Genomic DNA, 20,471 nt, shown 5'->3' with positions numbered 1-20,471 from the left:
CGGGTCGAAACTCGGCGTTCGCAAAGATTGCGCAAAAAGACGGCAATCTGGCAAGCCTGAAAAAGCCTTCAGAAGGGAAACCTTTTTCACACATCAAATAACCGGAAATTATCATTCATTTTCAGCGGTGCAGTTTACGAAACCGTGTCCTTATCGTGACAGAAAGCGCCTTGACAGGTGGCCGTGTCGTTGCAAACATTTGCATTGCCCCGTGAGGCAATGAAGACGAACGCGCCACTCAAGGCCGCGCCCAGGAGGAAAACGATGTCATCCAAGCGCCGTCTGGCCGCGCTGCTTATGGCCGCCAGTTGCCTGACCGCAGCATCGGCAGCAGCCCAGCCTGCCGACTCAATGTTCGCCGGCCCCTCCGCAGCCCTCGGCGACCCAACAGAGTTCCGGGCCCGGCCTGCCTCGGACGAGGTTATCTATTTCGTCCTGCCTGACCGGTTCGAAAACGCCGACCCCTCAAATGACCGCGGCGGACTGGAAGGGGATCGCCTGACAACCGGCTTCGATCCGACCCACAAGGGGTTCTTCCATGGCGGGGACTTAAGCGGACTGATCGCGCAACTGGACTATATCCAAGGCCTCGGCGCGACGGCCATCTGGCTCGGCCCAATCTATCAGAACAAGCCGGTGCAGGGGTCTCCGGGCAACGAGTCCGCGGGCTACCACGGCTACTGGATCACCGATTTCACCCGGGTCGACGCCCACTTTGGTGAGAACGCCGACATGAAGGCCTTCGTCGACGCCGCCCACGCGCGGGGTATGAAGGTGTATCTGGACATCATCACCAACCACACCGCCGACGTGATCAAGCATCGGGAATGCCCGGATTCCAGCTGCACCTATCGGTCGCGAGCCGACTATCCCTACAGCCGCCAAGGCGGTGTGGACAACGCGCCGATCAATGAGGGCTTCCTGGGCGACCACATCCAGACGGCGGAGAATTTCGCCCGCCTGACGCGATCCGACTACGCCTACACGCCGTTCGTCCCCGACGGCGAGGAAGGGGTGAAGACCCCGGCCTGGCTGAACGATCCGATCTACTACCACAACCGGGGCAATTTCGGCGTGCCGGGCGAGATCAGCCAGCATGGCGACTTCGTCGGGCTGGACGACCTTTTCACCGAACATCCGCGCGTGGTCGAGGGGATGATCGAGATCTTCGGCGGCTGGATCGATCAGTTCGGCATCGACGGCTTCCGCATCGACACCGCCCGGCACGTGAATCCGGAATTCTGGCAGGCCTTCGTTCCGGCCATGCTGGAGCGGGCCGAGGCGCGCGGCATCCCCAATTTCCACATCTTCGGCGAGGTCTATAACCCCGATCCGGCCTATCTGGCTCGGTTCAGTCACGTCGACGGCTTCCCCGCCCTTTTGGACTTCGCCTTCCAGAGCGTGGCCACCGACGTGATCGCGCGCGGCAAGGGGACCGACGCCCTGGCCGCCCTCTATGAGGCCGACGCCATCTACAAGGGCGGTGAAGAGGCCGCGCTGGGCCTGCCGACCTTCCTCGGCAACCACGACATGGGGCGTTTCGCCATGTTCGTGAAACAGGCCAATCCGGAGACTTCGGACGAGGAGATCATCCGGCGCGTCATCCTGGGCCACGCCCTGATGATGTTCGGCCGCGGTTCGCCCACCATCTACTACGGGGACGAGCAAGGTTTTGTGGGCCTGGAGGGCGACCAGGCGGCGCGCCAGAACATGTTCGCAAGCCAGGTCGAGAGCTACAACGCCGAGACCCTGGTGGGCACGACGGCCACCACGGCCGAGCGCAACTTCGATACCGGCCACCCCCTCTATGCCGCCATCGCCGAGATGGCCCGCGTTCGCGCCGCCGAGCCCGCCCTGCGTCAGGGGCTTCAGGTCACCCGCGCCTCGGGCGCCGAGGCCGGCCTGTTCGCCTTCTCGCGCCGTCTCGACGGCCGTGAAGTTCTGGTCGCCATGAACACCTCCGGCGAGGCGATCAGCGAGAATGTGTGGGTTGACGCCACATCGCTGGACTGGACCTCGCTTTCGGGGCAATGCGCCCCCCAGGCCTCGGCCCCCGGCAGCGTCCGCGTCGACCTGGCCCCCTACAGCTATGTCGTTTGCGTCTCGGAGGCCGCCGCTTGACCGCCCAGCCCGCTCCCGCGTCCCTGGCCCGGCCCGTGACCGCGTCCGACCCCGACTGGTGGCGCGGCGCGGTGATCTACCAGGTCTATCCGCGCAGTTTCGCCGACTCCGACGGCGACGGCGTCGGCGACCTGAACGGCGTCACCGAGCGGCTCGACCACATCGCCTCCCTGGGAGTCGAGGGCGTATGGCTGTCGCCCTTCTTCACCTCTCCGATGAAAGACTTCGGCTACGATGTCGCCGACTACCGCGACGTCGATCCGATCTTCGGCACGCTTGCGGACTTCGACCGGCTGGTCGAACACGCCCACGACCTGGGCCTGAAGGTGATCATTGACCTGGTGTTCTGCCACACCTCGGATCAGCACGCCTGGTTCCAGTCCAGCCGCGAGGATCACGCAGGCACACATGCCGACTGGTACGTCTGGGCCGACGCCAAACCCGAGGGCTCGCCGCCGTCGAACTGGCAGTCGGTGTTCGGGGGACCTGCCTGGACCTGGGATGCGCGGCGCGGCCAGTATTATCTGCACAACTTCCTGCCCGAGCAGCCCCAGCTGAACGTGGCCAATCCGGACCTGCAGGAGGCGCTGCTCGACACGGTGGATTTCTGGCTGGATCGGGGGGTCGACGGCTTCCGCTTCGACGCCATCAATTTCGCCATGCATGACCCGGCCTTGACCGACAATCCGCCGGATCCGACGCCCGGCAAGCGCACCCGGCCCTTTGATTTCCAGCTACATCTGCACAACCAGAGCCAGCCCGAGATCCCGGATTTCCTCAGCCGCATCCGCCAGCGCACCGACGCGCGTGGCGGTCGCTTCCTGGTAGCCGAGGTCGGCGGCGGCCAGGCCGAGAGCGAGATGAAGCTCTACACCGCCGGGCCCGACCGGCTGAACAGCGCCTATGGCTTCCTCTACCTCTACGCCGACCGCCTGACGCCGGAGAATCTGGCCGAGCACGCCCGCATGTGGCCGGGTGAAGAGGGCGAGGGATGGCCGTCCTGGACCTTTTCCAACCACGATGCGCCGCGCGCTGTGTCGCGTTGGGCGCCCGAGGCCGATCGCAAGGCCTTCGCCGAGATGGCCCTGATCCTGCTGATGTGCCTGCGCGGCAATGTCTTCCTCTATCAGGGCGAAGAGTTGGGCCTGCCCCAGGCCGAGGTGCCGTTCGAGCGACTGGTCGATCCCGAAGCCATCATGAACTGGCCCGAGACCCTGGGCCGCGACGGGGCCCGCACGCCGATCCCCTGGACGGCGTCGTCGCCGCACGCCGGCTTCTCGCCGGTCGAACCGTGGCTGCCGGTCGATCCGCGCCACGTTCCCTTGGCCGTGGATCGCCAGGAGGCCGACCCGGACGCCACCCTGCACGTCGCCCGCCGCGCTGTGGCTCTGCGTCACCGACTGGAGGCGCTGCGCACCGGTGACCTGATCCTGATCGAGACGGCGGCGCCGGTCGTGGCGTTCACGCGCGGCGACGGAGACGCGGCGGTGCTATGCGCCTTCAACCTGTCGGGCGAGGCGGCGGACTGGTCGCCGCCGTCGGGCTGGCGGGTCGAGGAGGCGGTGAACGGCGGCGATCTGTCGGGATCGCTCAAGGCTTATGCCGCGCTGGTGGCGGTCCGGGCCTGAGACTCAGAACAGCACGCGCGGGTTCATGATCCGCTGGGGGTCGAGCGCGTCGCGCACGGCGCGCATGGCGGCGATCTGGACCGGATCCTTGTAGCGTCGCGCCTCCTCGGTCTTGAGCCGACCAAGGCCATGCTCGGCCGAGATCGAACCGTCCAGGGCGTGGACCAGATCATGGGCGATCCGCGCGCCCTCCTCTCGCCGCTCCGCGAAGGCGGCCGGATCGCCGTCGGCCGGCGGCACGACGTTGTAGTGCAGATTGCCGTCTCCCAGATGGCCGAAGGTGACCAGCCGAATGCCCGGATGGGCTGCTCTCAACGCCGCGTCGGCGCGAGCGACGAACTCGGCCAGGGCCGAGAGCGGCAGCGAGACATCGTGTTTCCAGCCCCCACCCGCCGCCTTCTGGGCCGCCGACATGTCTTCGCGCAGTCGCCACATCGCCTGGGCCTGGGCGGCGTTCTGGGCCACCGCCGCGTCCTGGATCAGGCCCGCTTCCAGGGCGGATTCCAGCAGGCGTTCAAGCGCCCGCTCGGCCAAGCCCGCCTCACCGGAGACCAGCTCGATCAGCACCCGCCAAGGCGTGGGGATCTCCAGCGGATCGCGCGTGTCCGGGATATGGGCCAGCACCAGATCCAGTCCGGGTCGCCCCATCAGTTCGAACGCCTCCACGCCGCCGCCGGTCTCGGCCTTAGCGCGGCCTAGCAGCATCAGGGCGTCCTCTATCGAGGCCACGGCGACCATCGCCGTGGCGCGCGAACGCATGACCGGAAACAACTTCAGCGCCGCCGCCGTAACGACGCCCAGCGTGCCCTCCGCCCCGATCAGCAATTGTTTCAGGTCGTAGCCGGTGTTGTCCTTTCTCAGCCGCTTAAGGCCGTGGAAGATCTCGCCATTGGGCAGCACCGCTTCCAGCCCCAGCACCAGGTCGCGCGCCACACCGTAACGCAGCACCGCCGTGCCTCCGGCGTTGGTCGAGATCACCCCACCGATCGTGGCCGTGCCTTCGGCGGCAAGACTGAGCGGGAACATCCGCTCGCTATCGGCCGCCGCTTGCTGTGCTTCCAGCAGTGTCACCCCGGCCTCGACCACCATGACGTCCTCCAGCGGCCAGACCTGGCGAACCTGGCGCATGCGCGACAGCGACAACAGCACCTCGCCCTGCGGAATCTGGCCGCCGACCAGGCCGGTGTTGCCGCCTTGGGGCGTGATGGCCACGCCGTGCGTGGCGCAGACCCGGACCGCGCGCGCCACCGCCTCGACCGTGTCGGGTAGCAGCAACAGCGGCGTCTCGCCCCGCCACTGGCCGCGCCATTCGGTCAGGCGCGGCGCAATGATCTCCGGGTCGTCGCTCCAGCCGCCCGGACCCAGGGCGGACTTCAGTTCGTCGATGGCGGCAGGGGAGGCGCTCATGTCCAAACCCTGTAGAACGGAAGGCGCTTCGCCAAGGGAATATTGCATGACGGCTTCATCGCCCGGTCTCCCCATTCCCGCCGTCGGCATCGTCTGTCTGCGCAATGGATCGGGCGGCGTCGAGGTGTTGCTGATCCGGCGCGGGCGCGAGCCGCGGCTTGGCGAATGGTCCCTGCCCGGCGGGCGGATCGAGCCAGGCGAACGGGCGGCCGAGGCGGCGCTGCGCGAACTCGCCGAGGAAACCGGTGTCGAGGCGCGGCTGACCGGCCTGATCGACGTTGTCGATGGCCTGTTTCCCGGCGTCCACTACGTGCTGATCGACTATGCGGCGGCGTGGATCGCGGGCGAGCCCGTGGCCGGCGACGACGCGGCCGAGGCGCGGTTCTGGCCACTGAATGAGGGCTTGGCCGCGGTGGACTGGTCAGAAAGTCGCCGCGTAATCATCGCCGCCGCCTTGAGATTCGCGCCTTCAGCCGCCACATGAACGGCCAAGCCTGACAATCGAAACGACGGAGACCCGATGCCGCACGCCGACAGCCTGATCATGACCCTCGTCGGCGGTTTCGTGCTGGCCTTCGTGTTCGGCATGCTGGCCAATCGGCTGAAACTCTCGCCCCTGGTCGGTTATCTGGTGGCCGGGATTGTCGTGGGTCCCTTCACGCCCGGCTATGTCGCCGACACCGAGCTGGCGCCGCAGCTGGCCGAAATCGGGGTGATCCTGCTGATGTTCGGGGTCGGGCTGCACTTCTCACCCAAGGACCTGATGCAGGTGCGCAAGGTCGCCGTGCCCGGCGCGCTGGCCCAGATCGCGGCGGCGACGGCGATGGGCTGGCTGCTGGGCCGCTTTCTTCTGGGTCTGAACGACACCGAGGCCCTGCTGCTGGGCTTCTCCCTTTCGGTCGCCTCGACCGTGGTGCTGATCCGGGCGCTGGAGGAGCGCCGTCAGGTCAAGGGTGAGATCGGTCGCGTCGCCGTCGGCTGGCTGATCGTCGAAGACCTGGTCATCGTCATCGCCCTGGTTATGCTGCCGCTGATCGTCGTGCCGGCGGGCCAGACCCAGGACTTGGGGACCCTCGGCGTCAATATCGGCGTCACCCTGGTCAAGGTGGCGGTGTTCGTCGGTCTGATGCTGGTGGTCGGGGGCAAGGTGCTGCCGTGGCTGCTGGTCCGGATCGCCCACACCAAGTCGCGCGAGCTGTTCACCCTGGGGGTGCTGGCAATCGCTCTGGGCATCGCCTGGCTGGCCTATGCGGTGTTCGGCGCCTCCTTCGCCCTCGGCGCATTCGTCGCCGGCCTGGTTCTGAACGGCACGCCGCTCGGCCACAACGCGGCGGAACGGTCCCTACCGTTGCGCGACGCCTTCGCGGTGCTGTTCTTCGTCTCGGTCGGCATGCTGTTCGACCCCACCATCCTGTGGCGCGAGCCCCTGGCTGTCCTGGGCGTGCTGTTCATCGTCGTGGTCGGCAAGACCCTGGCCGCCCTGGCCATCACCACCGTCTTCAAGCTGGATCGCAAGACCAGCCTGACCGTCGGCGCCTCGCTCGCCCAGATCGGCGAGTTCTCCTTCATCCTGGCGGCGCTGTCGATGTACCTCGGCGCCATGAGCCGCGAGACGCACGACCTGATCCTGGCGGCGGCGCTGCTGTCGATCACCGTCAATCCGTTCGTGTTCAAGCTGATCGACCGAATGGGCGCGGCGCCCGACGCGGGCCGTATCGCCCGAGCCGAGGCGGCCGAGCCGGTCGAGATCGCCCGTCCCGACCCGGTCAAGACCATCCCCGAACCGCGCTGAATCCAGAAGGCAAAGGGCCGGCTCTGCGGAGCCGGCCCTCTCAGTTCGATCGCGGGGTGTGCGTCAGAGCACCCCGATCATCGAGGCGACCAGCGGGTGCCGGACGATATCGCGCTCCGCCAGACGGATCACCGAGATGTCCGGCACCTGCTCCAGTCGCTCGGCGATGTCCGACAGGCCCGAGATGCCCGGCAGAAGATCGGACTGCTGCGGGTCGCCCGTGACCACCATGGTCGAGTGCCAGCCCAGCCGGGTCAGCAGCATCTTGAGCTGGACATAGGTGCAGTTCTGGGCCTCGTCGACCACGATGAAGGCGTTGTTCAGGGTGCGCCCGCGCATGTAGCCGACCGGAGCGATCTCGATCAGCCCCTCGGCCATCAGCGCCTTGACCCGCTTCATCGACAGCCGGTCCGACAGGGCGTCGTAGAGCGGGCGCAGATAGGGCGCCAGCTTGTCTTCCATGTCGCCGGGCAGATAGCCGATGGATTCGCCGGCCTCGACCGCCGGACGGCTCAGCACGATGCGGCCGATCTTGCCGGCCTCCAGCGCCTCGACCGCCTTGGCGACGGCCAGATAGGTCTTGCCGGTGCCGGCCGGCCCGAGGGCCAGGACCATGTTATGCGTGTCGATCGCCTGCATCAGCTCGGCCTGACCCTCCGACTTGGGCTTCAGCGTCTTGAGATAGGCCTGATCCCGGTCATCGTTGGACGGATGGGGCGACCAGCCGCCGCGATCGACCGGAAGCCGCCGTACCTTGGCGTCGTCAGAAAACTGGTGAGTGTCGAAGACGCCTTCGCGCATCTGACGTTTCACGGCGGCTCGCTTGGTCATGGAATCAGCCTTTCGGGCATGAAAAAAGGCGAGCCCGACGGGGACTCGCCTCGAACGACGGCGGTGGGGGAGGAGGACGAGACGGCGCGTGCGGCCTCGGACGCGGTGGGCGGTGACCCTGGCGGCGGATTGATCCGCCGATACGCCGAACGCAGCAAGGAAGCCCCCTCGCTTGAGCGTCACCGGACCGGTCGATCCGGCGGAAGATGCGGTCGTGGCCGAGACCCCGAATCGCCCGACCATTCGAGACTATCGTGGTTTACGATCGCTTAAAGCCCTCATCACGGAGACGTCGTCATGGCCGTCTATGATCTCGCCGAGAAGCGCCCTGCCCTTGATGCCGACAGCTGGGCTGCACCGGGCGCCGTGGTCCTGGGCGACGTGACGCTCAAGGCCGGGGCCAGCGTCTGGTACGGCGCGGTGCTGCGCGGCGACAACGATCCGATCGTGATCGGCCGCAACACCAACATCCAGGACGGCGCGGTCTGTCACACCGATCTGGGCGAGCCGCTGATCGTGGGCGATAACGTCACCGTCGGCCATCAGGCCATGCTGCACGGCTGCACCATTGGGGAGAACAGTCTGATCGGCATCGGCGCCATCGTGCTGGGCCGGGCGATGATAGGTCGCAACTGCCTGATCGGCGCCGGCGCGCTGATCCCCGAGGGCAAGGTGATCCCCGATGGAAGTCTGGTCATGGGCCAGCCCGGCCGGGTGGTCCGCGAACTGACGCCCGAGCAGATCGCCCACATCGGCGCCTCGGCCCTGCACTACGTCGAGAACTGGCGGCGGCATGCGCGCGATCTGGCGGAGCGTCACCAGTCCCAAGACTCATGATAGCGTGTTCGGGCCATGCTCAATGGATTCAGACGCGAAGACGTCATTGGAAAGTTGTCGATGAAGGGAGCCGGCGCCTCGGTGTGGATCGGCGTCCTCGCTTGCTGCTCGCATGCGACAGCTCAGCCTGCGGAGACTGTAGATCCAGTAGACTGGGATCTGATCCAGCAGCACGGGGACACCGCAGCCGTCGTCGTGTTCGACAATGATCTCGCTGTGCTGGCGCGATGCAGCGCCGGCGTCTTCGACCTGACGCTCAACGGCTTGCCGGAAGATCGCGGTGAGAACGGGCTCCGATCTCTGCGTGTCGAACTCGATGGCGCGGAGGAAGGTTTTGAACTCTGGCACACCAGTGCCGACGGCAAGGCAGCTTTTTCTAGGACACCAGCCAGACTGGCTCGCAGACTGCGCGAAGGTGGCGAACTGACCATCATCGTGCCCGCGACGGACGGCGCACCCGCACGTCGCTACTTGCTGCCTCTGTCCGCTTCGCCCGAGGCCGTGGATCGCGCCTTGTTGGCCTGCGGCAAACCCGCAATCGATCCGCGCGATGCGTTGGTTGACGACTCGGCCAGCGACCGATCGCCTCCCGTTTGGAGGGTGACGCCGCGCCTCAATTATCCGGAGCCTGCCCTCCGAGCGGGCGCGGCCCAAGGGGCCGTTACGCTCAGTTGCCTTGCTATGCCTGATGGGCGCCTTCGTGACTGCGTTGTTGAGAGCGAATTTCCACCAGGGGTCGGATTTGGCGCGGAGTCGCTGCGCGCCGCGCGTCGCGCTCGTGTCGCCACATCGCCCGATGCCTCACCGCGCATGATGATCTTTTCGACCGGCTTCAGGGTTGATTAGCGAGCTGGCGCCCAACAAATCGCCCTTTCGCGCCGATGCCCTGCTGGCGTGTTCGCGGTGCTTTGCACCTGAAGTGAGCCCGGGCGCATCGCGCACGGCATGAACCGCGTCCGCACCGCCCCACCTCGGACTCGCGACGCAACTCCATTGCTGATAGGTCTCCCTTCGAGCAACCCGAGGATGCGCATGTCGAAAACGTTCCTTACCGTCCTGTTGTCCGCGACACTGATGACAAGCGGCCCGCTCGCCGCCCAAGATGCAGACGACTGGGACTTCGGTCGGGCTCCGGATCAGGACGCCACGATCGCGGCCGTCACTTTCGATACCATGGGCGTGGCGGTGCGTTGCATGGGCGACAGCTTGAGCGTGCTGTTGAGCGGCATGCCCGCCGGGTCGGGCGAGCGTCCCATTCGGGTCGCGATCGGCGACGGACCTGAGCAGGAAGGGATGTGGGTATCGGCACGCGATAGCGGCACCCTCTTCGCGGTGTGGCCGCGCGGCTATGCCACGGACTTGGCCAGGGGCGGGCAACTTCGCATCTCCGTGCCTGACGGCAGCACCTCAGTTCGCTATGCGGTCGATTTGCCTCGGTCGGAAGCAGCCATCGCGCAAGTGTTTCAAGCTTGCGGTCAAAGCCTGGACCAAGGGTCCGATCGCTCTCCCAGCGGCGTCAGCATGGCGGGTTTGAACTGGCTCAACCCACCTGAGATCAATTTTCCGGGTCAGAGCCGTTATGAGGGCGGCATCGCCGCCCTCATCTGCACCACCCGCTCGGACGGTCGACTGGAAGACTGTTCCATTGAAAGCGAATTCCCGGCCGCCAGCGGCTTTGGCCGAGCGTCCGCTCGTGGTGCGCATCGGACGGGGCGCGTTGAGGCCGTCGACGGCGGCGATGCCGATATCGGCGGACGTCGCATCGCGTTTCTCACACGATTTTCCACCAATTTCACGCCGCGATCGGATTTGCCGACGCGTATCCCGGGTCGAAACTAGCGCACGCTTATCTGCGGATTATCTGCGCGGCGAACCGCTCCATCTCCTCCTCCTGCGGCGACATCTGCAGCAGGAGTAGGTCGAGGCCGACCGCCTCGAATTCCTGGATTCGTTCGCGGATCGCCTCGGGCGTCCCCACGAAGCCGGGGCGCAGGCCCCGGTTGGAGACGGAGTATTCCCGAACCTTCAGTTCACGCTCCAGCTCGGTCCCCGACAGCCACTGGTCGAAATTGGCGAAGCCCGGCGGCGGCGTCCCCTCGGCCAGGCCGGGGATGGTGGTGATCCGCTCCAGCTCGCGCTCGGCTTCGGCGGTGGCGTCGCGCACGATGGCGTAGCCGGCCATGCCGAACTGCATCGGCGGCAGGCCGAAGGACTCGCGGCGGGCCTTCATGTCGGCGATCTTTGGGGCGATCACCTCCGGCGTGTCGCCGTGCATGACATAGGCGTCGCAGTATCGCGCGATCAGGGTCTTGGCCGCCTCGGACTCGCCGCCGGCATAGATGACCGGCCGAGGGCGGCCCGCCGACGACAGCGGCTTGGGCTCCACGATGGCGTCCTTCAGCGTATAGTAGCGCCCCTCGAAATCGGTGCGCGGGCGCGTCCACAGGCTGTCCAGAACCTGCAGCCATTCCGTGGTTCGGGCGTAGCGATCGTCGTGCTGGTCGAACTGCAGGCCATAGCTCTCGGCTTCCTTGGCCCACCACGACGAGACGACGTTCAGGGCGAGACGACCGCCGGAGATGCGGTCGATATTGGCCGACTGTTTGGCGAACAGGGCCGGCTGGTGAAAGTTCGGCCGCACCGCCACCATCAGCTCGATTGTGCGGGTTACCGCCGCCAGGGCCCCGGCGCTGGACCAGGCGTCCAGCGCCGGGGCCTCCACGCCCTTGATGTCGTTCAGATTGAGCTCGGCGACCAGGGTCAGGTCCCAGCCGATCTCCTCGGAGCGCCGCACCAGCCGCGACAGGTTCTCCCACGAAGCCTCGCGCTCGTCGTCGACATTGCGCAGCCAGCCGCCGAACACCGGAGCCCAATATCCATATCTCACGCCGCCGCTCCCTGGCTCTTGGTCCTGTCGATCTCCTCCACCAGCCAGTCGACCAGCGCCTCGTGCGGGTCGAAACCCAGCACGCTCAGCGGATCGGCCACGAAGTTGGACAGGCCGTTGATGTCGTAGATGCGCGCCGAGCCGTCCCGGTCGTCGATCAGATATTCGACGCTGCCGATCTCCACCTCGGCGGCCTGGACCAGCCGCTCCACCTGATCGACGATGTCAGCGGGCGGCTCGAACCGCGTCATCGTCAGGGCGGCGGCTCCGGGCCGCGCCAGGCAGGCGTCGGCGGGGCACAGGTCGAAGGTCTCGCCGGGGCTCTCGACCTTGAGGGCGTAGAGGAAGCGGCCTTGCAGGGTCTCGACGCGGATGATTTCGCCGTCGCGTCGCGGCGCGTATTCCTGGACCAGGCTGACGCCGTTGACCCCGACCGGCGCCGAGCCCATCCGCGCCGCCGCGCCGATCGCCTCCAGATCGTCATAGCGCACGATGCCCGAGCCGGAGCCGCCGATGTCCGCCTTGACCAGAACCGGAAAGCGCAAGCCCTCGGCGGCGCGCACCAGATTGGCCTGGCGGTGAACCACCCGCGTCTCGGGTCCCTGCAGCCCCAGCCGGGCGATCAGGCTGAGCTGGCGCGCCTTGGAGCTGTCGATCGACAGCGCCGAGGCGTTGATGACCCGCGCCCCCAGACCCTGCCAGTGGTCGAACAAGGCCTGGGCGAAAAAGATCGGATGCTCGGGGTCGCGCAGAAAGCTGGACATGGCCACTCGGCTCAGCACCACCGGCGCCGGCGGCGGCGAGGCGGCCGGATCCCAGGTCAGCTCGGCCAGCGGCAGGCGTTGATAGGCCACACCCCGGCGGTCCAACGCCTGAAACAGCGGCTCGAACCAGGTGGGGTGTTCATAGACGACGGCGAGATCGATCGCGGCGGGGGAGGCCATGATGGCCACATGCGTAACAGCATGATGAAACGCAAGGGGTGTCGCGATACCTCTCGATCACCCTGCGTTTCCCGAGCCTCCCTCCGCGCCGGGAAGCATCGCCGCGGCGTGGTTGAATTGCGCCGGGTCGCGGGATAGGAGCGGATCGCTCACGCCTGTGCGGGTGTGGTGGAATTGGTAGACGCGCCGGACTCAAAATCCGGTTCCGCAAGGAGTGTCGGTTCGAGCCCGACCACCCGCACCAGCCTCTTATCCAAGGCTGACCAGACCAACCCTCAGCGCTTCCGAACCGCCGTCTCCGAGCAGTCCGTCCAGATCGGCGTGTTCGCGGCGCCAGACGGGCACGGCGGCAGCCAGGGCGCGCTCTCCCTTTTCGGTCAGAACCAGAAGCCGCCCGCGGCGGTCGCGCGGATCAGTCTCGGTCCGGACCAGGCCGTCGCGTTCGAGCGGCTTGAGCGCCGCGGTCAGAGTGGTGCGGTCCATGGCCAGCAGAGAGGCCACCGCGCTCATCCGAGGCGGTTCCGGCCGGTTCAGCGACATCAACAGAGAAAACTGGCCATTCGTCAGGCCGAAGGGTTTCAGGGCTTCGTCGAAGCGACGCGCCAACGCCCGCGCCGCTCGCTGCACGTGCAGACACAGGCAGGTGTCGCGGACCTCCAGCGTCGTTTCGAAAGGAACCGTCTTGACCACATGACCATTATGTTGATATCAACCCTTATAGTCAAGGTCGAGAGCCTGAGATCCGGGAGACGACCTGCTCTCCCCCAGAAGGAACGCTCTACGTCGGGCGACCGAACCAAGGAGACCGCCATGTCCTACATCGAAGGCTTCGTCACCGCCGTCCCCGCCGCCAACAAGGACGCCTATATCAAGCACGCCACCGACGCCTTGCCGGTCTTCAAGGAGTTCGGCGTGACGCGTATGGTCGAGACCTGGGGCGACGACGTTCCGGACGGCAAGCTCACCGACTTCAAGGGTGCCGTCCAGGCCAGGGACGACGAGGTGGTGGTCTTCTCCTGGTTCGAATACCCCGACCGCGCCGCGCGCGCCGCCGCCAACGAGAAGATCATGGCCGATCCGCGCATGGAGGCGATGAGCAGGGACATGCCGTTCGATGGCAAGCGCATGATCTACGGCGGCTTCGACAGCATCGTCGATGATGGCGCGTCCGAGGGAGCCGGCTATGCCGACGGCTATCTGGTCGCGGTGCCCCAGAAGAACCGCGAGGCCTATCGCGAGATGGCGTCCAAGGCATCGGCGGTGTTTCGCGAATACGGCGCCCTTCGCGTGGTCGAGGCCTGGGGCGACGATGTGCCGGACGGCAAGATCACCGACTATCGGCGCGCGGTGAAGGCCGAGGACGGCGAGGCGGTCGTCTATTCCTTCGTCGAGTGGCCGTCCAAGGCCGTTCGGGACAAGGCCTGGACCAAGATCATGGACGACGAGCGGATGAAGCCCGACCCCGACAACATGCCCTTCGACGGCAAACGCATGATCTATGGCGGCTTCTCGCCGATCGTGGACGGCTGAGGAGACGGGACGATGACCAAACCGCACCCTTCCGGTCAGTCCGGCGCCTTCATCTGGTACGAGCTGATGGTCCGCGACCCTGATCGGGCCCAGGCCTTCTATGGCGAAGTGCTGGGGTGGAAGGCCCGCACCTTCGGCTCTGACGATCAGGGCGACTACCGGCTGTTCACGGCCGGCGACGGCGTAGAGGTGGCCGGTCTGATGGCCCTGCCCGAGGACAACGACTGCCAGGCGGGCGAGCCCGGATGGGTCGGTTACATCGGTGTCGACGATCCGGACGCCATGGTCGACGCCATCGTCGCCGACGGCGGCCAGCGGTTCGTGCCGCCGACGGACATCCCGGGCGTCGGTCGGTTTGCCGTGGTCGCCGATCCGCAGGGCGCGGTGTTCACCATCATGCGCGGCGCCTCTGAAGAGGCCAGCCGGGCCTGGTCTGCCGACCGTGCCGGGCACTGTCGGTGGAACGAACTGGCCACCTCAGATCCGAAAGCCGCCGAGGACTTCTATGCCCGGCATTTCGGCTGGACCAAGGGAGAAGCCATGCCGATGGGCGAGCTGGGCGACTATCAGATGCTGGATCGCGGCGAGCAGAGCTTCGGCGCCGTTATGCGCCACATGCCCGGCGACCGACCCAACTGGCTGTTCTACTTCGGGGTGGAAGATATCGACGCCGCCCTGAATCGGGTGACGTCCGCCGGCGGCGCCGTGCTGCATGGGCCCCAGGAGATCCCGGGAGGGGAGTTCATCGTGGCGGCCCAGGATCCCGAAGGAGCGCGTTTCGCCGTGGTCGGCCCGCGCGGGAGCTGACGATGACGCCGGATGCGCCGGACGCTAGTCTGACGCTCCCCGTCGTCGCCGAGAGCCCCGACCATGCCGAGCATCCGCGTCGAGAAGATTGGCGACGAGGCTGAACCCGTCGTTGTCATCGAGGACTTCCATCCTGACCCTGACGGCCTGATCCGCGAGGCCGAACGCTCGGTGCTGACGCCGCGCGGCGAATACTATCCCGGCGTCCGGGCCCCGGTCCCGCCAGACTATTTTCAGGTCGTTGGTCCGATCTTGGCGCAGGTTGCGGCCGAGGTGTTCGGGGCGCGCGAGCGCATGTCGGTGACCCGGGGTCTGTGGTCGCTCGCCGATTCCGCGCCCGAGACGCTCAGCCTCGGCCAGCGCATCCCCCACGTCGATGGCGTGGAGCCGGGCTTGATCGCGGTGGTCCACTATCTGTCGCAGCGCGATCATGGAGGCACGGCCTTCTACAGGCACCGATCGACGGGGTTTGAAACGATCGACCAGGCCCGACGCGACGTCTATTTCGACGCCCTTACACAGGACTTTGATCGGTTGGGAGAGCCGGAACCCGCCTATATCGCCGGAGATACGCCCCTGTTTAAACGGACAGCGCGCTTCGACCCTGTCTTCAATCGCGCCATCGTCTATCGGAGCCGGCTGCTGCATTGCGCCGAGATCAGCAACACCGCGCCGCCGCCGCGCGACGTGCGCGAAGGTCGCCTGACCGTGGCCAGTTTTCTGACCGCGCGATGATGGAGAATGGTGGCTGGGGGCGGGCTTGAACCGCCGACCTGTGGGTTATGAATCCACCGCTCTAACCAGCTGAGCTACCCAGCCCCGGCAGCCGGCGTTCGAGGGCCGGCGCGAGAGAGCGAGGCCTATATCGCCCACGCCCCCGCTATTCAAGCGGCGCGTGCAAATGGAGAGGCGGAGGCGATCGGTCGCAGGAACGGTTGCCGTGAGCCGTCATTCTTGGTTCGCTGGATTTCCATACCTTCGCAAGGACACCGACCATGCGCCGCACGCTCCGCCGCCCCGCCCTCTTCGCCGCCTCCGCCGCCGCCCTCGCGCTGGTGGCCTGCGGAGCCAACGGTCAGGACGCCACGCAGGCGACTGCCGCGGGAGAACCGCTGGAAACGCGCCCCGCCAATGCTCCGGACCAGCGGCCCGCCTTCGAGGGACAGACCCGCGCGCCGGGCGTGGTGTCCGACGTCGAGGTTAGCCACACGGTGGTCGCCTCGGGCCTGGAGCACCCATGGGGCCTGGCCCAACTGCCGGACGGAAACTGGCTGGTCACTGAACGGCCGGGCCGCATGCGGGTGATATCGGCCAGCGGTCAGGTCGGCGAGCCGATCCAGGGCGTCCCGGCCGTGGTCGCGCGCGGCCAGGGCGGCCTGCTGGATGTGGCGCTCAGCCCCGGCTTCGCCCAGGATCGCCTGGTCTACTGGTCCTTCTCCGAACAGCGCGAGGGCGGCAACGCCACCTCGGTGGCGCGCGGCCGGCTCTCGGACGACATGAGCCGGCTGGAAAATGTCGAGGTCGTGTTCCGGGCCACGCCCGACTACGACGGCGACAAGCATTTCGGCTCGGCCCTGGCGTTCGATCCCGGCGGGCGGCTGTTCATCACCCTGGGCGATCGTTCGGACGCCCCGATGCGCCCCCAGGCCCAGGACCTGGGCTCTCACATGGGCAAGGTGATCCGCATCAATGCCGATGGCTCGGCGCCGGCCGACAACCCCTTCGTCGGTCAGGACGGCGCCCTGCCGGAAATCTGGTCGCTGGGTCATCGCAACGTCCAGGGCGCGGCCATGCGCGGCGATCAGCTGTGGACCATCGAGCACGGCACCCGCGGCGGCGACGAGCTGAACCTGACCGAGGCCGGCCAGAACTACGGCTGGCCGATCATCGCCTATGGCATCGAATATCGCGGCGGCCAGATCAACGAGGGCATCACCGCCCGCGAAGGTCTGGAGCAACCGGAGTACTACTGGGATCCCGTGATCGGGCCCGGCGGGATGGTGTTCTACGACGGCGCGATGTTCCCCGGCTGGCGCGGGAACGCCCTCGCCTCGGGACTGCGGGACAAGCAACTGGTGCGTCTGGTCATGGACGGCGACCGGGTGGTCGGCGAGGAGCGGCTGCTGACCGATCTGGGCGAGCGAATTCGAGACGTCGCGGTGGCGTCCGACGGCTCGGTCTGGGTCATCACCGACGAGGACGACGGCAAGCTGGTGCGCGTCACTCCGGGCTGACGCCATGATCGACCATCTGGGCCTCGACGTTTCGGATCTGGACCGGTCGCAACGGTTCTACGAAGCGGCGCTTGCCCCGCTTGGTTTCGCCGTGGTCGCGGAGGTGACGAATGAAGGCGGCGGTCGGGTGGTCATGTTCGGCATCGGCGGCGTGCCGGAGTTCGTCATCGCCGAGGACCGCGCGCCGGGCGTGGGCGCTCATGTGGCCTTTCGCGCCGAGGACCGAAAGCAGGTCGACGCCTTTCATGCCGCCGCCCTCGCGGCCGGAGGGCGCGACAACGGGGCGCCCGGTCTCAGGTCCCAGTATGGCGCGGATTACTACGCAGCCTTCGTCCTCGACCCGGACGGGATGAATATCGAGGCGGTCTGCCATCAGGCGGATTGAGCGAACCACGACGGAGCCCCGATGACGGCGCGCTCGCCTGCGCCTATGTTTGCGCCATGTCCGATGTCGCCGAACCCGCCGCCGCTGAAACGCCCGCTGAGGATCGCCCCCTGACCCAGGACGGGCCGGCCCTGCGGCTGTGGATGATCGACGCCTCGGCCTATATCTTCCGGGCCTATCACGCCCTGCCGCCCCTGACGCGCAAGTCCGACGGCCTGCCGGTCGGCGCGGTCCAGGGCTACTGCAACATGCTGTGGAAACTGATCCGCGACATGAAGGGCGAGGACGGCCCCACCCATCTGGTGGCCATCTTTGACCATTCGGAGAGGACGTTCCGCAACGACCTGTACGACCAGTACAAGGCCCACCGCCCGCCGCCGCCCGAGGACCTGATCCCGCAGTTTCCGCTGGTGCGCGAGGCGACGGCGGCGTTCGGCGTCCATTGCGTCGAACTGCCCGGCTACGAGGCCGACGACCTGATCGCCACCTATGCCTGCAAGGCACGCGACATGGGCGGCGAGGCCGTCATTGTGTCGTCCGACAAGGACCTGATGCAGCTGATCGGCGGCGGCGTGGTCATGTGGGATCCGATGAAGGACCGCGTCCTGGGCGAGGACGCGGTGATGGAGAAATTCGGCGTCACCCCGGACAAGATGGTCGATCTCCAGGCCCTGATCGGCGACAGCGTCGACAATGTGCCCGGCGCTCCCGGCATCGGCCCCAAGACGGCGGCCCAGTTGCTGGGCGAGTATGGCGACCTCGACACGCTACTGGCCCGCGCCGGGGAGATCAAACAGCCCAAGCGGCGCGAGACCCTGATCGGGTTCGCCGATCAGATCCGGCTGAGCCGCGAACTGGTGCGCCTGACCTGTGACGCCCCGGCGCCCGAGCCGATCGACGATTTCGCCGTGCGCGATCCCGATCCGGCGGTTCTGGCCGCCTTCCTCGACACGATGGAGTTTCGCTCGCTGAGGCACCGCGTCGGCGACGGCAAGGCGCCGCAGAAGGAGGGCTCGGCCTTCGCCCGCGCGCCCTCGGCTCCGGTCCTGACCACCCGGTATGCGCCCAAGGAGGCCGCGCCGGTCGAGGCGCAGACCTTCGACACCGACGCCTATGTCTGTCTTCAGACGCTGGAGGAGCTGGACGCCTGGATCGCCCGGGCGCGCGAGGCGGGGGTCATTGGGTTCGACACCGAGACCGACGCCCTGTCGTCCAGCCACGCGGGCCTCTGCGGCGTATCGCTGGCGCTGGGGCCGAATGACGCCTGTTACATTCCCCTGACCCATGAGAACGCGCCGCTCGAAGGGTCGGGCGGGCTGGACTTCGGCGGCGAGGCGGACACGCGCCCGCCCCTGACCCAGATCGACAAGCCGACCGCCCTGGCTAGGCTGAAGACGCTGCTGGAGGACCCGGCGGTCCTCAAGGTCGGCCAGAACATCAAATACGACATCGCCGTCATGGCCCGCCGCGGCGTCCGCGTGGCGCCGATCGACGACACCATGCTGATCTCCTACGTGCTGGACGGCGCCGAGCACGGCCACGGCATGGACGAACTGGCGCGGCTGCACCTGGGTCACGAGCCGATCGCCTTCAAGTCCGTGGCCGGGACCGGCAAGAACCAGAAGAGTTTCAAACACGTCGAGCTGAAACCGGCGACCTGCTACGCCGCAGAGGACGCCGACGTGACCCTGCGGCTGTGGCGCATCCTGAAACCACGCCTCGCCGCCGAGCGACTGACCACCGTCTATGAGACGCTGGAGCGTGGCATGCCTGCGGTGCTGGCCGACATGGAGCTGGCCGGCATTCGGGTCGATCCCGACCGGCTGAAGTCCCTGTCCTCGACCTTCGGGCGCCGCATGGCCGAGCTGGAGGAAGATGCGCATCGGCTGGCGGGTCGGCCCTTCAATGTCGGCTCGCCCCGCCAGATCGGCGACATCCTGTTCGGCGAGATGGGCCTGCGGGGCGGCAAGAAGACCGCGTCCGGCCAATGGGGCACGGTGGCCAGCGTGCTGGAGGAGCTGGCGCTGACCCATGAGCTGCCGCGCGCCATCCTGGACTGGCGCCAACTGTCCAAGCTGAAGGGCACCTATACCGACGCGCTGATCGAGGCGATGGATGACAACACCAACCGCGTCCACACCTCCTACCAGCTGGCCGCCGCCTCGACCGGACGGCTGGCGTCGTCGGACCCCAATCTGCAGAACATCCCGATCCGCACCGAGACGGGCCGCCAGATCCGCCAGGCCTTCGTGGCCGCGCCGGGCCATGTGCTGATCTCGGCCGACTACAGCCAGATCGAACTTCGCCTGCTGGCCCACATCGGCGACATCCCGGAGCTGAAGCGCGCCTTTCAGGCCGGGATCGACATCCACACGGCCACGGCGTCCGAGATGTTCGGCGTGCCGGTCGAGAGCATGGACCCGGAGACGCGGCGCCGCGCCAAGGCCATCAATTTCGGCATCGTCTACGGCATCTCGGCCTTTGGTCTGTCCAACCAGCTGGGCATCGATCAGGGCGAGGCCGGGGCCTATATCAAGACCTATTTCGAACGCTTCCCCGGCATCCGCGCCTATATGGACGCGACGCGAAAGGCGGTGCGCGAGTCAGGCGTGGTCTGGACCCTGTTCGGCCGCCGCATCCCCATCCCCGCCATCCATTCCAAGTCGGGCGCCGAGCGGCAGTTCGGCGAGCGGGCCGCGATCAACGCGCCGATCCAGGGCGCCGCGGCCGACATCATCCGCCGCGCCATGATCCGCATGCCGGGCGCCTTGGCCAAGGCCGGCCTCAAGACCCGCATGCTGCTTCAGGTCCACGACGAACTGGTGTTCGAGGCCCCGGAGGCGGAAGGCGAGGCCGCCATGACCGTAATCCGGCGGGTGATGGAGCAGGCGCCTCTGCCGGCCGTCGATCTGAGCGTGCCCCTGGTGGTCGAGGCCAAGGCCGCCGGCAACTGGGACGAGGCGCACTGATCCAGGCGGTCCCCGGGATCGTTACTTGACGTTGACGTAAACGTAGGGTTTCTGACGAGCCAGTTTCGTTTCCGCACTTTCCGCTCCTTTCGCCAGCCG

Annotated in this window: 18 protein-coding genes and 2 tRNA genes; 14 read left to right on the top strand and 6 right to left on the bottom strand. The window is 67.1% G+C overall.

Features of this window, described 5'->3' with window-relative positions; translation table 11 throughout:
* The first annotated feature begins 264 nt into the window (after window positions 1–264).
* Window positions 265–2,121: an alpha-amylase family glycosyl hydrolase gene (locus EES48_RS12085; protein ID WP_205679456.1), complete on the top strand. Its 1,857-nt coding sequence runs from the start codon at window positions 265–267 to the stop codon at window positions 2,119–2,121.
* Window positions 2,118–3,749 (top strand): alpha-amylase family glycosyl hydrolase, encoded by a 1,632-nt coding sequence (locus EES48_RS12080; RefSeq protein ID WP_240623342.1) that lies wholly within the window; start codon window positions 2,118–2,120, stop codon window positions 3,747–3,749. Before EES48_RS12085 ends, EES48_RS12080 begins: the two co-directional genes overlap by 4 nt.
* Window positions 3,750–3,752: 3 nt before the next feature.
* Here the strand turns inward: EES48_RS12080 and EES48_RS12075 are convergent, their stop codons facing one another.
* Window positions 3,753–5,156 (bottom strand): FAD-binding oxidoreductase, encoded by a 1,404-nt coding sequence (locus EES48_RS12075; protein ID WP_122467259.1) that lies wholly within the window; start codon window positions 5,154–5,156, stop codon window positions 3,753–3,755.
* Between the two features lie 46 nt (window positions 5,157–5,202).
* Between EES48_RS12075 and EES48_RS12070 the strand changes: the two genes are divergently transcribed.
* Both EES48_RS12070 and EES48_RS12065 read left to right on the top strand, forming a co-directional pair.
* Entirely contained in the window at window positions 5,203–5,640 is a 438-nt protein-coding gene (locus EES48_RS12070; RefSeq protein WP_122467255.1) for an NUDIX hydrolase, read from the top strand.
* A 36-nt stretch (window positions 5,641–5,676) separates the two neighbouring features.
* Complete coding sequence (locus EES48_RS12065) at window positions 5,677–6,948, top strand: cation:proton antiporter domain-containing protein (RefSeq protein ID WP_122467251.1); 1,272 nt, start codon at window positions 5,677–5,679, stop codon at window positions 6,946–6,948.
* Window positions 6,949–7,011: 63 nt separating this feature from the next.
* Here the strand turns inward: EES48_RS12065 and EES48_RS12060 are convergent, their stop codons facing one another.
* Window positions 7,012–7,779 carry a PhoH family protein gene (locus tag EES48_RS12060; RefSeq protein ID WP_122467248.1) on the bottom strand — a complete coding sequence of 256 codons (768 nt, stop codon included), beginning with the start codon at window positions 7,777–7,779 and terminating at the stop codon, window positions 7,012–7,014.
* Window positions 7,780–8,076: 297 nt separating this feature from the next.
* On the opposite strand from EES48_RS12060, the gene EES48_RS12055 reads away from it, so the two are divergent.
* From EES48_RS12055 to EES48_RS12045, 3 genes are all read left to right on the top strand, one after another.
* Window positions 8,077–8,616: a gamma carbonic anhydrase family protein gene (locus EES48_RS12055; RefSeq protein WP_122467242.1), complete on the top strand. Its 540-nt coding sequence runs from the start codon at window positions 8,077–8,079 to the stop codon at window positions 8,614–8,616.
* 15 nt (window positions 8,617–8,631) lie between these two features.
* A complete protein-coding gene (locus EES48_RS12050; RefSeq protein ID WP_122467237.1) occupies window positions 8,632–9,462 on the top strand; it encodes an energy transducer TonB in 831 nt (276 codons plus the stop codon).
* Between the two features lie 186 nt (window positions 9,463–9,648).
* Window positions 9,649–10,455: a hypothetical protein gene (locus tag EES48_RS12045; protein WP_162998142.1), complete on the top strand. Its 807-nt coding sequence runs from the start codon at window positions 9,649–9,651 to the stop codon at window positions 10,453–10,455.
* A 7-nt stretch (window positions 10,456–10,462) separates the two neighbouring features.
* Here the strand turns inward: EES48_RS12045 and EES48_RS12040 are convergent, their stop codons facing one another.
* Together EES48_RS12040 and EES48_RS12035 are read right to left on the bottom strand one after the other, a co-directional pair.
* Window positions 10,463–11,503 (bottom strand): LLM class flavin-dependent oxidoreductase, encoded by a 1,041-nt coding sequence (locus EES48_RS12040; protein WP_122467229.1) that lies wholly within the window; start codon window positions 11,501–11,503, stop codon window positions 10,463–10,465.
* Window positions 11,500–12,447, bottom strand: a complete 948-nt coding sequence (locus tag EES48_RS12035; protein WP_122467611.1) for an ATP-grasp domain-containing protein — start codon at window positions 12,445–12,447, stop codon at window positions 11,500–11,502. Before EES48_RS12035 ends, EES48_RS12040 begins: the two co-directional genes overlap by 4 nt.
* 159 nt (window positions 12,448–12,606) lie before the next feature.
* Between EES48_RS12035 and EES48_RS12030 the strand changes: the two genes are divergently transcribed.
* A tRNA-Leu gene (locus EES48_RS12030) sits at window positions 12,607–12,691 on the top strand.
* A gap of 5 nt (window positions 12,692–12,696) precedes the next feature.
* Here the strand turns inward: EES48_RS12030 and EES48_RS12025 are convergent.
* A complete protein-coding gene (locus tag EES48_RS12025) occupies window positions 12,697–13,137 on the bottom strand; it encodes a MarR family winged helix-turn-helix transcriptional regulator (RefSeq protein ID WP_122467226.1) in 441 nt (146 codons plus the stop codon).
* Window positions 13,138–13,257: 120 nt separating this feature from the next.
* On the opposite strand from EES48_RS12025, the gene EES48_RS15320 reads away from it, so the two are divergent.
* The 3 genes from EES48_RS15320 to EES48_RS12010 all read left to right on the top strand — a co-directional run bounded on the left by EES48_RS15320 (window position 13,258) and on the right by EES48_RS12010 (window position 15,519).
* Window positions 13,258–13,977, top strand: coding sequence for a DUF1428 domain-containing protein (locus EES48_RS15320; protein ID WP_122467223.1), 720 nt, complete (start codon window positions 13,258–13,260; stop codon window positions 13,975–13,977).
* Window positions 13,978–13,989: 12 nt separating this feature from the next.
* Window positions 13,990–14,784, top strand: a complete 795-nt coding sequence (locus EES48_RS12015; RefSeq protein ID WP_122467220.1) for a VOC family protein — start codon at window positions 13,990–13,992, stop codon at window positions 14,782–14,784.
* A 63-nt stretch (window positions 14,785–14,847) separates the two neighbouring features.
* Window positions 14,848–15,519 (top strand): DUF6445 family protein, encoded by a 672-nt coding sequence (locus EES48_RS12010; protein ID WP_122467216.1) that lies wholly within the window; start codon window positions 14,848–14,850, stop codon window positions 15,517–15,519.
* A 7-nt stretch (window positions 15,520–15,526) separates the two neighbouring features.
* On the opposite strand, the gene EES48_RS12005 is transcribed toward EES48_RS12010, so the two are convergent.
* Window positions 15,527–15,603, bottom strand: a tRNA-Met gene (locus EES48_RS12005).
* A gap of 176 nt (window positions 15,604–15,779) precedes the next feature.
* On the opposite strand from EES48_RS12005, the gene EES48_RS12000 reads away from it, so the two are divergent.
* The 3 genes from EES48_RS12000 to polA are packed head-to-tail and all read left to right on the top strand — an operon-like array spanning window position 15,780 to window position 20,372.
* The gene (locus EES48_RS12000) at window positions 15,780–17,018 is read left to right on the top strand and encodes a PQQ-dependent sugar dehydrogenase (RefSeq protein WP_122467211.1); all 1,239 of its coding nucleotides are present in this window, start codon (window positions 15,780–15,782) and stop codon (window positions 17,016–17,018) included.
* A 4-nt stretch (window positions 17,019–17,022) separates the two neighbouring features.
* Window positions 17,023–17,403 carry a VOC family protein gene (locus EES48_RS11995; RefSeq protein ID WP_122467208.1) on the top strand — a complete coding sequence of 127 codons (381 nt, stop codon included), beginning with the start codon at window positions 17,023–17,025 and terminating at the stop codon, window positions 17,401–17,403.
* Window positions 17,404–17,459: 56 nt separating this feature from the next.
* On the top strand, window positions 17,460–20,372 hold the full coding sequence (gene polA, locus EES48_RS11990; RefSeq protein ID WP_122467204.1) for a DNA polymerase I: 2,913 nt from the start codon (window positions 17,460–17,462) through the stop codon (window positions 20,370–20,372).
* The last annotated feature ends 99 nt before the right edge of the window (window positions 20,373–20,471 follow it).

Source organism: Brevundimonas lutea (genome assembly GCF_003704105.1).
Lineage (GTDB): Bacteria > Pseudomonadota > Alphaproteobacteria > Caulobacterales > Caulobacteraceae > Brevundimonas > Brevundimonas lutea.
This window is presented reverse-complemented; position numbering and strand designations above follow the sequence as displayed.

What these genes read in the sequence shown, in the direction of transcription:
- EES48_RS12085 (WP_205679456.1), top strand. Translation starts at nt 265, where the DNA reads ATGTCATCCAAGCGCCGTCTGGCCGCGCTGCTTATGGCCGCCAGTTGC.
- EES48_RS12075 (WP_122467259.1), bottom strand. Translation starts at nt 5,156, where the DNA reads ATGAGCGCCTCCCCTGCCGCCATCGACGAACTGAAGTCCGCCCTGGGT.
- EES48_RS12070 (WP_122467255.1), top strand. Translation starts at nt 5,203, where the DNA reads ATGACGGCTTCATCGCCCGGTCTCCCCATTCCCGCCGTCGGCATCGTC.
- EES48_RS12065 (WP_122467251.1), top strand. Translation starts at nt 5,677, where the DNA reads ATGCCGCACGCCGACAGCCTGATCATGACCCTCGTCGGCGGTTTCGTG.
- EES48_RS12060 (WP_122467248.1), bottom strand. Translation starts at nt 7,779, where the DNA reads ATGACCAAGCGAGCCGCCGTGAAACGTCAGATGCGCGAAGGCGTCTTC.
- EES48_RS12055 (WP_122467242.1), top strand. Translation starts at nt 8,077, where the DNA reads ATGGCCGTCTATGATCTCGCCGAGAAGCGCCCTGCCCTTGATGCCGAC.
- EES48_RS12050 (WP_122467237.1), top strand. Translation starts at nt 8,632, where the DNA reads ATGCTCAATGGATTCAGACGCGAAGACGTCATTGGAAAGTTGTCGATG.
- EES48_RS12045 (WP_162998142.1), top strand. Translation starts at nt 9,649, where the DNA reads ATGTCGAAAACGTTCCTTACCGTCCTGTTGTCCGCGACACTGATGACA.
- EES48_RS12035 (WP_122467611.1), bottom strand. Translation starts at nt 12,447, where the DNA reads ATGGCCTCCCCCGCCGCGATCGATCTCGCCGTCGTCTATGAACACCCC.
- EES48_RS15320 (WP_122467223.1), top strand. Translation starts at nt 13,258, where the DNA reads ATGTCCTACATCGAAGGCTTCGTCACCGCCGTCCCCGCCGCCAACAAG.
- EES48_RS12015 (WP_122467220.1), top strand. Translation starts at nt 13,990, where the DNA reads ATGACCAAACCGCACCCTTCCGGTCAGTCCGGCGCCTTCATCTGGTAC.
- EES48_RS12010 (WP_122467216.1), top strand. Translation starts at nt 14,848, where the DNA reads ATGCCGAGCATCCGCGTCGAGAAGATTGGCGACGAGGCTGAACCCGTC.
- EES48_RS12000 (WP_122467211.1), top strand. Translation starts at nt 15,780, where the DNA reads ATGCGCCGCACGCTCCGCCGCCCCGCCCTCTTCGCCGCCTCCGCCGCC.
- EES48_RS11995 (WP_122467208.1), top strand. Translation starts at nt 17,023, where the DNA reads ATGATCGACCATCTGGGCCTCGACGTTTCGGATCTGGACCGGTCGCAA.
- polA (WP_122467204.1), top strand. Translation starts at nt 17,460, where the DNA reads ATGTCCGATGTCGCCGAACCCGCCGCCGCTGAAACGCCCGCTGAGGAT.